The sequence below is a fragment of the Streptococcus suis YS161 genome (assembly GCF_002760245.1).
GTDB classification, from domain to species: Bacteria; Bacillota; Bacilli; order Lactobacillales; family Streptococcaceae; genus Streptococcus; species Streptococcus suis_I.
Map to the genome: position 1 here is coordinate 18,358 of NZ_ASCA01000015.1, position 12,019 is coordinate 30,376.

The 12,019-nt window shown below is 40.5% G+C and carries 13 protein-coding genes and 2 pseudogenes; 5 read left to right on the top strand and 10 right to left on the bottom strand.

Translation table 11 applies throughout. The features are described from left to right. Positions 1-9: 9 nt before the first annotated feature. The 4 genes and pseudogenes from SST111_RS02490 to SST111_RS02505 all read left to right on the top strand — a co-directional run bounded on the left by SST111_RS02490 (position 10) and on the right by SST111_RS02505 (position 3,244). Positions 10-789, top strand: coding sequence for an ImmA/IrrE family metallo-endopeptidase (locus SST111_RS02490; RefSeq protein ID WP_099809909.1), 780 nt, complete (start codon positions 10-12; stop codon positions 787-789). Next, positions 786-1,301 carry a TM2 domain-containing protein gene (locus SST111_RS02495; protein ID WP_099809910.1) on the top strand — a complete coding sequence of 172 codons (516 nt, stop codon included), beginning with the start codon at positions 786-788 and terminating at the stop codon, positions 1,299-1,301. Before SST111_RS02490 ends, SST111_RS02495 begins: the two co-directional genes overlap by 4 nt. Before the next feature lie 140 nt (positions 1,302-1,441). Further along, positions 1,442-1,975 carry a hypothetical protein gene (locus tag SST111_RS02500; RefSeq protein ID WP_099809911.1) on the top strand — a complete coding sequence of 178 codons (534 nt, stop codon included), beginning with the start codon at positions 1,442-1,444 and terminating at the stop codon, positions 1,973-1,975. A gap of 127 nt (positions 1,976-2,102) precedes the next feature. Next, a pseudogene (locus SST111_RS02505) lies at positions 2,103-3,244 on the top strand (tyrosine-type recombinase/integrase). A gap of 88 nt (positions 3,245-3,332) precedes the next feature. On the opposite strand, the gene SST111_RS02510 reads toward SST111_RS02505, so the two are convergent. From SST111_RS02510 to xseA, 10 genes are all read right to left on the bottom strand, one after another. Beyond that, the gene (locus SST111_RS02510; RefSeq protein WP_002936247.1) at positions 3,333-3,608 is read right to left on the bottom strand and encodes an HU family DNA-binding protein; all 276 of its coding nucleotides are present in this window, start codon (positions 3,606-3,608) and stop codon (positions 3,333-3,335) included. A 92-nt stretch (positions 3,609-3,700) separates the two neighbouring features. After that, positions 3,701-4,294, bottom strand: a complete 594-nt coding sequence (locus SST111_RS02515) for a YpmS family protein (protein ID WP_099809912.1) — start codon at positions 4,292-4,294, stop codon at positions 3,701-3,703. Beyond that, positions 4,266-5,099 carry an SGNH/GDSL hydrolase family protein gene (locus SST111_RS02520; RefSeq protein WP_032510595.1) on the bottom strand — a complete coding sequence of 278 codons (834 nt, stop codon included), beginning with the start codon at positions 5,097-5,099 and terminating at the stop codon, positions 4,266-4,268. Before SST111_RS02520 ends, SST111_RS02515 begins: the two co-directional genes overlap by 29 nt. Next, complete coding sequence (locus SST111_RS02525; RefSeq protein WP_099809913.1) at positions 5,092-5,925, bottom strand: DegV family protein; 834 nt, start codon at positions 5,923-5,925, stop codon at positions 5,092-5,094. Before SST111_RS02525 ends, SST111_RS02520 begins: the two co-directional genes overlap by 8 nt. A 93-nt stretch (positions 5,926-6,018) precedes the next feature. Next, positions 6,019-7,680: a DNA repair protein RecN gene (gene recN / locus SST111_RS02530; protein ID WP_099809914.1), complete on the bottom strand. Its 1,662-nt coding sequence runs from the start codon at positions 7,678-7,680 to the stop codon at positions 6,019-6,021. A 2-nt stretch (positions 7,681-7,682) separates the two neighbouring features. Then, a complete protein-coding gene (locus SST111_RS02535; protein ID WP_002942941.1) occupies positions 7,683-8,108 on the bottom strand; it encodes an arginine repressor in 426 nt (141 codons plus the stop codon). After that, positions 8,101-8,922, bottom strand: a complete 822-nt coding sequence (locus SST111_RS02540; RefSeq protein ID WP_044758511.1) for a TlyA family RNA methyltransferase — start codon at positions 8,920-8,922, stop codon at positions 8,101-8,103. The genes SST111_RS02535 and SST111_RS02540 overlap by 8 nt, the downstream gene beginning before the upstream one ends. Next, positions 8,915-9,784, bottom strand: coding sequence for a polyprenyl synthetase family protein (locus SST111_RS02545; protein WP_099809915.1), 870 nt, complete (start codon positions 9,782-9,784; stop codon positions 8,915-8,917). Before SST111_RS02545 ends, SST111_RS02540 begins: the two co-directional genes overlap by 8 nt. Continuing rightward, positions 9,784-9,999 (bottom strand): exodeoxyribonuclease VII small subunit, encoded by a 216-nt coding sequence (locus SST111_RS02550; protein WP_014637116.1) that lies wholly within the window; start codon positions 9,997-9,999, stop codon positions 9,784-9,786. The genes SST111_RS02545 and SST111_RS02550 overlap by 1 nt, the downstream gene beginning before the upstream one ends. Further along, positions 9,974-11,317: an exodeoxyribonuclease VII large subunit gene (gene xseA, locus SST111_RS02555; RefSeq protein ID WP_099809916.1), complete on the bottom strand. Its 1,344-nt coding sequence runs from the start codon at positions 11,315-11,317 to the stop codon at positions 9,974-9,976. The genes SST111_RS02550 and xseA overlap by 26 nt, the downstream gene beginning before the upstream one ends. Positions 11,318-11,483: 166 nt before the next feature. On the opposite strand from xseA, the pseudogene SST111_RS02560 reads away from it, so the two are divergent. Further along, a pseudogene (locus SST111_RS02560) lies at positions 11,484-11,735 on the top strand (KPN_02809 family neutral zinc metallopeptidase); the annotation flags it as partial. Between the last annotated feature and the right edge of the window lie 284 nt (positions 11,736-12,019).

Consider the following 12,019-nt stretch of genomic DNA (forward strand, 5'->3'; position numbering starts at 1 on the left):
TGATGTATATTGAAACAAAGACTAACACGTCAAGAATTTATCAAATACAAAGAAACAGCCTACCAAATTCTGAATAAGGCTGCCAGATATTTTGAAAAACCTTTGGCTGATCTAACTCATGCGAATATCATTGCATATTTTGAAGAGAACTATCCAATCATCTTCAATTTTTATGATTTTGATGAGTTTGGTGCCCAATATCCAGAACTACCACCAGCGATTCCAACAAACAAAGAAATAAAATACAAGAATTTGGTAAAGAATCAAACTTTCTCTTACCAGGAACGCTATCTGTGCGATAATTGTGCAGGAATGACTTATCCAGATATGGAAAGAAATCGTTTCGTTATTTCCATCAGTCAAAGAAAAGCTACAAAGGGCAGAATTATCTTTACTATCCTTCATGAACTCAGCCATATCTTTTGCCATTTAGAACAAAGACAGAGTGACGGTATTTATCTTTCTCTTGCCACGGACAAAATGGTTGGAAATTACCCTCCTGAGTTACTAGCTTTAGAACAGGAAGCTGATACTGTGGCATCCATACTCTACTTATCGGATGAACGATTAAGTAAGGCTTTTCGAAGTAAGATGACTTTCTTAGATTTGCAAAATGAAACATTTATCAGCAGTCCTGCTCTACATAATCGCCTAATGGATTTCTTAATTCATTCAGTTGGTTATAGTCAAAGCTATTCACTTAAATTTGTTCTGGATTATCGTAAAGGTGGTCAACAGATTTTTCAAGCTCCGAAATTGGGGCAATTTTTACAAGGAGAATTTGCATGAAAATTGGAATTAGAACACCAAATCTAAAAAAGAGTATAAAGGCCCGCACAACTGGAAAATTAAAAAGAAAAATGAAAAGTGCTGTTAATCCACTCTATGGCAAAAAAGGAATGGGAATGATTACCAATCCTAAAAAGGCTATTTACAATAAAGTTTATAACAAGACTACTATTGACGTTCTAAAACCTGTCAAAAGGAAATCAAGAAAAAGACAAAACGACCATGTGCCAGTAGTTACTAGCTCTGATACAGTAAACTACAAAGAACCATCATATATTATTTCTGAAATAGAGCGCAGTAAAAAAACATATATTTTGTTATCGTTTTTTGGAGGTTTTTGGGGGCTCCAATACCTCTATGTAAAACAGTACTATAGATTAGCGTTATGTATTTTATTTTGCTGGACTTTCATCCCTATGGTGATAGGGTTAATATCCGGCGTAGTTTTTATCTTCAAAGAAACCGATAAATTTGGAAATCTAAAGTTCAAGGGTCATGTAAAAAGAAAGTAAAAAAATCCCCACACTTCCAATTCACCGAAAACATGCGAACAATCGGAGAGGTCGTGGATATCTATAGAGAGAATTAAAAATTTAGTTTATCAAAATACGTGCACGCCCACCGCACGAAAAACGGACAGGAGAATTGTTTTATGAAAAAAGTAATTTATTCTAGCTTACTTTTGTTATCGACTGTTACTTTGGCAGCTTGTTCCTCGTCTTCGGATAGCACAACTAGTTCCTCAAGTAGTGCCGAGCAAACTAGTTCGAGTTCGACCGTGGCTAGTACAGCAATAGACAACAGTCAATATGATGCTATTGTTGAAAAGTTGAATAGCGAGCTGAATCCAGATGGATCCGCAGAATTTGAAGCGGAAATAATAAATGATGTAGTCGATAGTGAATATCCAGACGGACACAATGTTATCCGAATTTTATTCACAGGGCAGGCAAAAGCAAGCATGGAAGAGATTGTAGCTGCAGTTGACTCTAATACTGCTACTGCTGACCAACAGAATGCTATTACATTGCTTCAAATGGTCATATCTCAAATGGCCAAAGAGTTACCTGACGACACTACTACAATTAGTTTAGGATACGAAATCTCCGCAGATCAATATCGAACAATTGCAAAATCGTCGAAATTGCAAGATCTTATACCCATCAACGATTTAGTTATGGAATAAAAAAAGCCCTACGCTCAACTTTGGTCGGTCCGAGCGTAGGGCAAAAGGTAAAGAAATCTTTTCAAAAGACATTATCTTTTGAAGTGTTTTCTTATACCCATTTTAACACAGAAATGAGGTAAAAACAATGTGGGATGAACAACTTCCAGACGGCAGATATAAATTTTTTGAACGATACAAAGATCCATATACTGGAACTTGGAAAAGAGTAGCCACTATTTTAACAAGCAATTCGAGCAGGGCACAAAAGCAAGCTCAAAAAATCCTTGAACAAAGGATTGCGGAAAAATTAGCTCAGCTCAAAACATCTGAAATGTTATTTACAGACCTTTTTGACCAATGGTGGACTTTCTACCAACAAGAAATCAAACGGACCTCTATCGCTTCTCTGAAGGGGAATATAAAAGAAATCAGAGAGAGTTTCGGCATTGGCGTCAAAGTAGTCAATATTGACCCAAAATATGTCCAAAATTACCTAGACAACCTGGATTGCTCTAGGAACAAGAAAGAACGTAACAAATCCATGTTGAACCTTGCCTTCGATTATGCGGTCGACCTGGACATTATCAAAGACAATCCTGCTAGACGAGCCAAACTGCCACGGATCAAAAAGACTTTGGAAGACTGGAAAAAGATTGAAGAAAAATATCTTGAGGAAGACGAAATAAAACCACTACTTGAAGAACTCTGTCGCAGACCTAGCACATACCGGATTGGATTAGCCGGGGAATTTATGAGCTTGAATGGTTGTCGAATTGGGGAGCTAATCTGCATCGAGCCTGAAGATCGAGATTTTGAGACCAGGCAATTAGAACTCCATGGAACCTATGATCATACTGAAGGCTATCGTAACGGTGAGAAAACGACCCCAAAAACCAACGCTTCCTATCGTGAAACATTCATGACCAAGCGAGAAATGGAAATTATTCAAGAATTTGAATTTATGAATGAGCTAGAAAAAATACCAACCCACGATATAAAGATATGGGCTACATATTCACGACTAAGAATGGTGTTCCAATGCAGACCAACTCTTTCAATCTAGCCTTGAAGAAAGCTAATGAGAGACTTGAGAAGCCAATTCAGAAAAACCTAACTAGCCACATCTTCCGTCATACTCTTGTTAGCCGTCTTGCTGAGAATAATGTCCCTTTAAAAGCTATTATGGACCGTGTGGGCCATGCAGACGCCAAGACAACTATCCAAATTTATACCCATGTTACCAAGAAAATGAAATCAAATGTGGCAGATATCATGGAAAACTACTAAAGTTTTGCCCCTTTTTTGCCCCTTAAACAAGAAAAAAGCCTATTGCACAACGTAGAAACGTTGATACAATAGGCTTTTTCACGTTAAATTATTTTACAGCGTCTTTAAGAGCTTTACCAGCTTTGAATGCTGGAACTTTTGAAGCTGCGATTTTGATTTCTGCACCTGTTTGAGGGTTGCGACCTGTACGTGCTGAACGCTCACGAACTTCAAAGTTACCGAAACCGATCAATTGTACTTTTTCACCAGCTGCAAGGTAGTCTGCTACTGCTCCGAATACTGCATCAACAGCTGCTGCTGAGTCTTTTTTAGTCAATGAAGTTGCTTCTGCAACTTTTGCAATCAAATCTTGTTTATTAGCCATTTGCTAAGTCCTCCAATAATTTTCTGAGTTATCACTCACTTCTATATAGTACCTAATTTTAGGCGTTTGGTCAAGTTTTTAATGCTATTTTACTATCTTTTTCTGTAGATATCAACAATGAATTGGTCGTTGTACAAATCAATCGTATTCGCCTTTCCATACAGACCAAATTTGTTCTTCAGTTCTGTCAGTTGAACCTGTACTTGCGCTTGTTCGGAGTCTATTTTTACAAAGGCAGGTAGTTTATAATTTTTTTGTAAATAAGCTAATACCTCTGCTTTCGGCAGGGATAAACTTCCAACTGATATTTCTGTTATCCGTAACAAAATACTGCCATCTTCCATTTTGCTAGGTTGAAAATAAATGTAGAGTGGGATAGTCACACCAAAAACCTGATAGCTGCCTTCAAAAACTACTTGTTGACTCGTTATGAATAATTGATAGGAAAACTCTTCCGTCTGATACTCTTTTAGATAGTTAGTGAGGGTTTGGTTGAGCTGTTCCCTGTTAGTGGAGAAGGTCCCAACCTTGGTATCTTCTGTACTAGTCTGAACGAGCTTTGTTAAATCCTCTCTATCTGTTTGAATCCGTGTATAGAGGACTATTCCGCAACCAATCAATAAAGCCAACTGGGCTAAAAATAGCCATTTCCAAATATTAAGGTTCCCAGCTTTCCGTAGTCTCATTCATTCTCTCCAATATCGCTTTTTTCATAATCTCATATCCAGTATTATTGGGATGGAAACTGTCTTCCTCATACAGTAAATTATTGGTAACTTGGCTACCATTTTGACTAATACCAGCCTCCCCTTCCAATCCTTTATAGAGCAAATCATTAATCGGAACAAAGTAGACATCTTGATATTTTTCAGTTATCTGTTCTGTCATAGCATTCCAATTATCAACAATTGTCTGCATTTCTGTCAATTCAGGAAAATTGAGGTAGAGTGGATTGTAAATCCCGACAACATAGATGGGAAGATTTGGATTATTTTTACGCGCTGTCTTAATAATTGTATCCAATCGTTTTCCGTAATCTTTTGCGGGCTTATCAAAAGTTGAAACTTTGAGATTGGCAATGTTTTTAATAATAGCCTTGCGCAAATCGTTGCCACCAACTGTCAGAGTTAACAGATCTGCTGTTTTTAAGTAACTTATCAGCTCTCCATCTTCCTTCATTCGCTTAAGAATCTGATTACTGGTATTCCCAGAAACTCCGAAATTTTTATAATCTACTTCATAACCATAATCGTTAGTTAGAGATTGAGCCAACAAGGGAACAAAGCCCCCCTGTCCAGTTGTATCTCCAACACCTTCTGTCAAAGAATCACCAAGTGCCACATATCGAAAACTGATTTTTTCTGATACGGTAAGCTCTTGCCTGGAGATTCGAGATGAGGCAACAGGAATGAGTTGATGAAATAGAAAAATCGACCCTAAAATTGCCAGAAAAAAGAAAACAAAGCCTTGAATCAACTTCCTGTTATTCATAACGAATCAAAATAGCCCAGGCATCCTCACCGGTATGAGTTTGAATGATGGAACCTGTCTCTAAAACAGAAATTTCTTTTGAGACGTACTCTTGTAATTGACTCTTCATTTCATTTGCAAAATCAGCCGTTCCTGAATAGGAAATACCAATCTCGGTTACTTTTTTATCTGCTAGAGTTGCCGTGAACTCTTCCAGCCATTTTTTAAAGGTCTTATTACCTCGTCCTTTGACAATCGGAGTCAGCTGATGGTCTTTCATTTCCATGATGACACGGATATTGAGTAGGCTACTCAACATCCCTTGAACACGTCCAATACGACCACCCTTGACTAGATTTTCTAGGGTTGATACACCGATGTATAATTCCGTTTTTTCTTTGACTGTTTCAATAGCTGCAAGGATTTCTTCTTTGCTGGCACCAGCTTGTGCCATGCGTGCTGCTTCTACAACTTGGAATTTTTCAGCCTGATCTGTAAAGCTTGAATCGAGTATTGTCACATCAGCACCAGAAAGGGTTGCTCCTTGTCTAGCAGCTTCTACGGTCCCTGACAAGGCATGTGACAAGAGAATGGCAATAATCTGACTGCCATCTTTAGCCAAATCAGCAAAAGTTTCCGCAAAGAGTCCTACTGGGGGCTGGCTTGTTTTTGGCAAGTTTTTCGACCCACGCATGAGCTCTAAAAATTCTCCTTCTTTTAAATCGTTGTCAGAGTATACGACTCCGTCAACCATTACAGATAATGGAACAACTGTTATATTCAATTCTTCGACCAAACTGGGTTCGATAGTCGTACTTGAATCCGTAACAATCTTAATCTTTGACATATTTCATCCTACAATTCTCTTCAATTTTGCCATCTATTATAACAAATTTTAACTAAAAAATAAACTTTGGACATAAGCAAAAAGGCTAGTCGCCTAACCTTTTTCTACTAATTCTTTTGCTTGATTACGGGCTGCATCTGTGATTTTGTCACCGGCTAACATCTTGGCAATTTCCTCAATACGCTCTTCTTTGGTCAAGAGACGGACACGAGAAACAGTCGAATGTTCGTCGGATATTTTCTCAATAAAGAACTGATAATCTGCAATAGCAATGACTTGTGGTAGATGAGAAATCGCCAATACTTGACCATATTGTCCGATTTTATAAATTTTCTGGGCAATTGCCTGGGCAACACGTCCAGACACCCCTGTATCCACCTCGTCAAAGACGATGGAAGTCTTGCCTTCCTTACGGGCAAAGGCTGACTTAATGGCCAACATCAAGCGAGACAATTCTCCTCCAGAAGCCACCTTAACCAGAGGCTTGAAGTCTTCGCCTGGGTTGGTGGAGATGTAAAATTCTACTGTTTCATTTCCTTCTCGATTAAATTTTCCTTTAGTAAATCGAACTTGGAAACGAGCTTTCTCCATATACAAGTCTTGCAATTCCTGACGGATAATGTCTTCTAAGACCACTGCCAGTTCATGTCGGGCTTGGCTGAGTTGGGTCGCTAAGCCCACCAATTCTTTTTCCAGGGTCTTGAGCTGAACTTCCAAATCATCACCAGATAAATCATTGCCTGTCAATAGATTGTATTCTTCGCTGATTTTACTAAAATAGTCCAAAACATCATCGACAGTTCCACCATATTTCTTCGTAATGGTATTGAGCAAATCCAGGCGACTTTCCAATTGCAAGAGACGATTGCCGTCAAAGTCTAGATTGTCCACCACATCACTGAGACGCTTGGTCACATCTTCAACGACATAATAAGCTTCTGTCAGGCTAGAAGATAGCTGCTGGTATTCTGGGTCATATTCTTCTAAGCTTTGCAAGTCACTCATAGCTGAGCGTAGGTTGTTCAAGCTTGAAAAATCTTCATTATCTAACAGTGCATAGGCATTGGTCAGTGTATCTGCAATTTGTTTGTGGTTGAGCAGTTTATCGCGTTCCTGATTGAGTTGAATATCTTCGCCAGACTTCAAATCTGCTGCTTCGATTTCAGCAATTTGGTATTCCAACATCTCAATCCGCGCCTTGTGTTCCTGCTCATTTTTTTGCTTTTCAAGAACTCGTTTGCGAAGATTACGATAGGCATCAAAGGTTGTCTGATAACGGTCTTTGAGACTCCAAAATTCATCTTCTCCGAAACTGTCCAAAAGACGGATATGGTGTTGGGACTTCATCAATTCTTCCTGGTCATGTTGACCATGAATATCTACTAAATATTGCCCAATCTGTTTCAAGACAGATAAATTGACCATCTGCCCATTGACACGGCTAACCGAACGGCCATTTTGTAGGATTTCACGACGGATAATGAGCTCGTCAGCCACTTCAATCCCCTGTTCAAGCAAAATCTGCTCAAGAGCTCTGCTATTTTCAAAGGAAAAAAGCCCTTCAATCTCAGCCTTGGCAGCCCCATGTCTGATAACATCTGTCGTCGCACGCGCCCCTAGCATCAGGTTCATGGCGTCGATGATAATGGATTTACCTGCACCTGTTTCACCAGATAGGATGGTCATCCCGTTTTCAAAATTCAGTGATACCTGCTCAATAATGGCGAAGTTTTTAATGGACACTTCTAGTAACATGGCTACCACCCTCTAACCGTCTGTTCGATTTGCGAAATAATGCCTTCGTTTGTAACAATGAGCAGAATACTGTCATCATCAGCAATCACTGAAAAAACATGTTCTTGAAATTGTTCCAAAATCCGGCGTTTGACCACAGCAGAGCTTCCAGGTACCAGACGGAGATTAATCATTTTATCCATCACTGAGACTTCAAAAACATTCTGCGATTTTACCTTAACAAGACCTGCCTTTGGTAAACCATAAATATATCCCTTATCCGCTGATGGAACCTTAATAATGCCAAGTTCCTTGATATCACGTGAAACCGTTGCTTGTGTCGCATTGACACCCATTGCTTCTAGACGTTCAACAATTTCTTCCTGTGTATCAATAGGAAATCGGACTACCAAATCTTTAATGACTTCTAATCGTTCTCGTTTATTCATCCTTTTTAAATTCCTCATGTGCTTGATAGACTGTAGTTGTTATGACCTCTTTATCAATCTGGTTTGGTTGTGTTGATTTTTCTAAGTGCGCTAAAAATTCGATATTGCCATGACCGCCTTGAACAGGGGAAAAGCTAAGGGCTTTGACTGAGAAGCCTGTTTCCACGGCCATTTTTGTCACTTCTTCCAATACTTTCAAGTGAACGGATTTATCTTTGACAATGCCATTTTTCCCAATCTGTTCACGTCCAGCCTCGAATTGGGGTTTAACAAGGGCAACAACCTGGCCGCCCTCCGCTAAAATACGATGGAGTGCTGGTAAAATCAGACTCAATGAGATAAAGCTGACGTCAATGGACGCAAAACTTGGTTGACCAAGTTCGAAATCTCCCAGCTCAGCATAGCGGAAATTGTACTGTTCCATGCTGATCACGCGCTCATCCTGACGCAATTTCCAAGCCAGTTGATTGGTCCCTACATCCACAGCATAGACCTGCTTAGCACCAGCCTGCAACATAACATCCGTGAAACCGCCTGTCGAAGCCCCAATATCAATCGTTGTTTGACCCTCAACTGATAATTGGAAAACCTGCAAGGCCTTCTCCAATTTGAGACCGCCACGGCTGACATACTTGAGTTTTTCACCCTTGAGCTTGAGTTCAATTCCCTCGTCAATCTTCTCGCCGGGTTTGTCATAGCGTTCGCCATTGATGACCGACACAACCAGTCCAGCCATAACACCGCGTTTGGCCTGCTCCCGCGTCTCGAAAAGCCCCTGTTTAAAAGCTAGTACATCTACTCTTTCCTTAGCCATTGATTCGTAAACTTTCTATGATTTCTTTGATTTTTTCTGTTGAAAATGGGACTTGTTTAGCCACTTGATCTAGCTCGTTGATTGCTTGATTCAAGCTATCTTCTAGAAAGACTTTTGAGGCTTCCAATCCCATTAGGGCAGGGTAGGTAGACTTCTCAGCCACTACATCTTTTTGGGGAGTTTTTCCGATTTCCTCAAAAGTGGCTGTTACATCCAAAATATCATCCCGAACTTGAAAGGCCAGACCGACTAACTGACCTGCTTGTCGCAAATGGCTGATTACCGCGTCCGATTGTCCAGCAATTAAACCTGCTGCTACAAAGGGAAAGGTCAATAATTTCCCTGTCTTATTGGCATGAATGTCTTGTAATTGCTCTAAGGTCAAATCCTTCCCTTCACCAGCCATATCCAATACTTGACCAGCCACCATTCCAAAGGTCCCAGATGCCTGGGAAAGCTCTCTCACGAGAGCAAGGATGGTCTCAGCTGGTAAATCAACTTGGGCTAGGAAACCAAATGGATCTAGAAAGAGACTGTCCCCTGCTAAAATAGCCGTTGCTTCATCGTAAACCTTGTGGTTGGTCAAGCGACCACGACGGTAATCATCATTATCCATAGCAGGCAGGTCATCGTGAATCAAACTTCCCGTATGGATCAACTCGACACAGGCTGCCACTTGGTAATGAGCTTGTTTTAATTCCATTCCAAAGGACTCTAAGATGGTCAATAAAAGCAAGGGACGGATTCGTTTCCCGCCAGCCTGTAGCGAATAAAGAACCGATTGGTTGAGGCGTTCTGCTACCTGAGGTTGGTAAAAGTCTGCCATGGCTTCCTCAAGTCGCTGCAATTTACTGGCAACCATTAATCCATCTCCGCTTCACTGCCATCCGCCTGCATGACCTTGACCAAGGTCTTTTCAGCTGCAGCTAGTGTCTTTTGTAGATCTTTCGATAGAACCATCCCTTTTTGAAACTCAGCAAGTGCTTCTTCCAGAGCCACATCGCCTCGCTCTAATTTGGTTACGATTCCTTCTAATTCAGCTAGATTTTCTTCAAATGTTTTCGTCTGTTTGGACATGTTTTACCTCCACATCAAGTTGACCATCCTTCATCTGGATGGTTAGGTTTTCACCAATTTGTACATTTTCTACACTATCAATCACCCGACCATCTTGACGAATCATGGCATAGCCACGAGCCACGATGCGACTGGTATCCAGCATAGTCAAGGCCTCAATCAGCTTGTCCGCCTTGGCCATCTTATTGTCATAGATATTAGCCATATTGCTCTTCAAGAGTCGTTCCTGCTGGATAATTCTCTCTTGGAAACTCTCTACTTTACGACCTGGGTGCACACCCTGTAATCGTTGCTGTAGTAAGAGACTAGCCTGTTTCTGCTGGCTGTAGAGTTCTTTCATCCGTGTCTGCAATTGATTAGTCAAGCGGTCTAATTTTTGCAAATAACCATCATACAAGCGTTCAGGCTGGCGGAACATGACTGACTGGCTAATTTTCTCAAGCTGACCTCTTAGGAATTTCAAACGATTGGTCATGGCCTGATAGGCTCTATTTTCCTGCTGATTGAGGTAGCCCAGTAAGTCTGCCTTGGTCACAGGTGTTGCTAATTCTGCGGCAGCTGTTGGGGTTGCCGCTCGTCTATCTGCTACAAAATCAGCCAAGGTTGTATCTGTTTCATGACCTACGCTGGAAATGATAGGAATTCGGGATTCAAAAATAGCCCGAACCACAATTTCCTCATTGAAGGCCCAGAGGTCTTCGATAGAACCACCACCACGACCAACAATCAGAACATCCAAGTCATCCCGTTCATTGGCTCTTTGAATATTGGTAACAACCTCCTGAGCAGCCCCATCTCCTTGCACCTTGGTCGGATAGAGAATAATCTCTATGCCTGGAAAACGCCGACGAACAGTGGTAATAATATCCTGAATAACGGCTCCACTCGGACTGGTAATAACACCGATTTTCTTGGTAAAACGTGGCAATTCCTGCTTAAACTCCTGTTTAAACAAACCTTCCTGGGTCAGAGCTTGTTTGAGCTGTTCAAACTTGATAGCCAAGGCTCCAATGCCATCTGGCTCAGCTTTTTCAATGACAATGGAATAGGATCCACTTGGCTCGTATAGCTGCACACGACCAACCGCATTGATTTTCATTCCCTCTTCAAGCTCAAAGCCAAGATTTTTATAGACGCCTGCCCACATGGTCGCTTGGATGACCGCCTTATCATCCTTGAGCGAAAAATATTGGTGGCTAGGACGCTTACGGAAATTGGACACTTGCCCAGTCAAATAGACCCTCTCCAAATACGGATCGCGGTCAAACTTTAATTTTAAATACTTAGTCAGATGACTAACCGATAAATATTCAACCATGTCCACTCCTTCTATATTGTATCCCTACTATTATACCAAATTTTGCACTTTTATACAGAACTAGGCCTATTATTTCCGATAGCTTTCCTGTGTTTTTTTCAACAATTTGCTATATAATAGTTTGTGAGAATATAAGAACTTGTTGACAGGTTCTAAGGAGATTTATATGAAAATTGATGATTTACGAAAAAGTTCTAACATTGAGGACCGCAGGGGACAATCCAGTTCGAACTCATCTTTCTCGTCTGGTTCATCTGGCGGAAATGTTCTATTGGGACTACTCTTTTCACGACTTGGTTGGAAAGGAAAACTACTTGTTCTTGTCCTTTTATTAGCCTTCGGAGGCATGTCAAACCTTGGTGGGCTGCTTTCCCCATCAACAGGGACTAATCCTTACCAATCGAGTCAAGTCACAACGAATTGATACTGATTTTTTATAATAATCACCTTGATCATTACCGCTCAAATTTGTCCCCTGAATTAATCCTTCCTCATCATTTAAGGTGGCCTCCTCCCCCTCTACTACGTTTTTCGATTCTGATAATGAAATTATGTTTCGTTTGTTTTTTATCTAATCTGCCCATGCTCATTCCTAAGAATATGCCTCAAAACAAAGCTGGGCTCAAGCCCCAATGTCATTAAGTTAACTAACCTATCACATTTTGTGGTGGGTTAGTTTTTATGTTACACTAAAAATAAAAG

Coding starts and splice junctions, on each gene's coding strand:
- SST111_RS02525 (WP_099809913.1), bottom strand. CDS start 5,925: ATGTCAAAGATTAAGATTGTTACGGATTCAAGTACGACTATCGAACCC.
- SST111_RS02515 (WP_099809912.1), bottom strand. CDS start 4,294: ATGAGACTACGGAAAGCTGGGAACCTTAATATTTGGAAATGGCTATTT.
- SST111_RS02510 (WP_002936247.1), bottom strand. CDS start 3,608: ATGGCTAATAAACAAGATTTGATTGCAAAAGTTGCAGAAGCAACTTCA.
- SST111_RS02495 (WP_099809910.1), top strand. CDS start 786: ATGAAAATTGGAATTAGAACACCAAATCTAAAAAAGAGTATAAAGGCC.
- recN (WP_099809914.1), bottom strand. CDS start 7,680: ATGTTACTAGAAGTGTCCATTAAAAACTTCGCCATTATTGAGCAGGTA.
- xseA (WP_099809916.1), bottom strand. CDS start 11,317: ATGGTTGAATATTTATCGGTTAGTCATCTGACTAAGTATTTAAAATTA.
- SST111_RS02550 (WP_014637116.1), bottom strand. CDS start 9,999: ATGTCCAAACAGACGAAAACATTTGAAGAAAATCTAGCTGAATTAGAA.
- SST111_RS02545 (WP_099809915.1), bottom strand. CDS start 9,784: ATGGTTGCCAGTAAATTGCAGCGACTTGAGGAAGCCATGGCAGACTTT.
- SST111_RS02500 (WP_099809911.1), top strand. CDS start 1,442: ATGAAAAAAGTAATTTATTCTAGCTTACTTTTGTTATCGACTGTTACT.
- SST111_RS02535 (WP_002942941.1), bottom strand. CDS start 8,108: ATGAATAAACGAGAACGATTAGAAGTCATTAAAGATTTGGTAGTCCGA.
- SST111_RS02540 (WP_044758511.1), bottom strand. CDS start 8,922: ATGGCTAAGGAAAGAGTAGATGTACTAGCTTTTAAACAGGGGCTTTTC.
- SST111_RS02520 (WP_032510595.1), bottom strand. CDS start 5,099: ATGAATAACAGGAAGTTGATTCAAGGCTTTGTTTTCTTTTTTCTGGCA.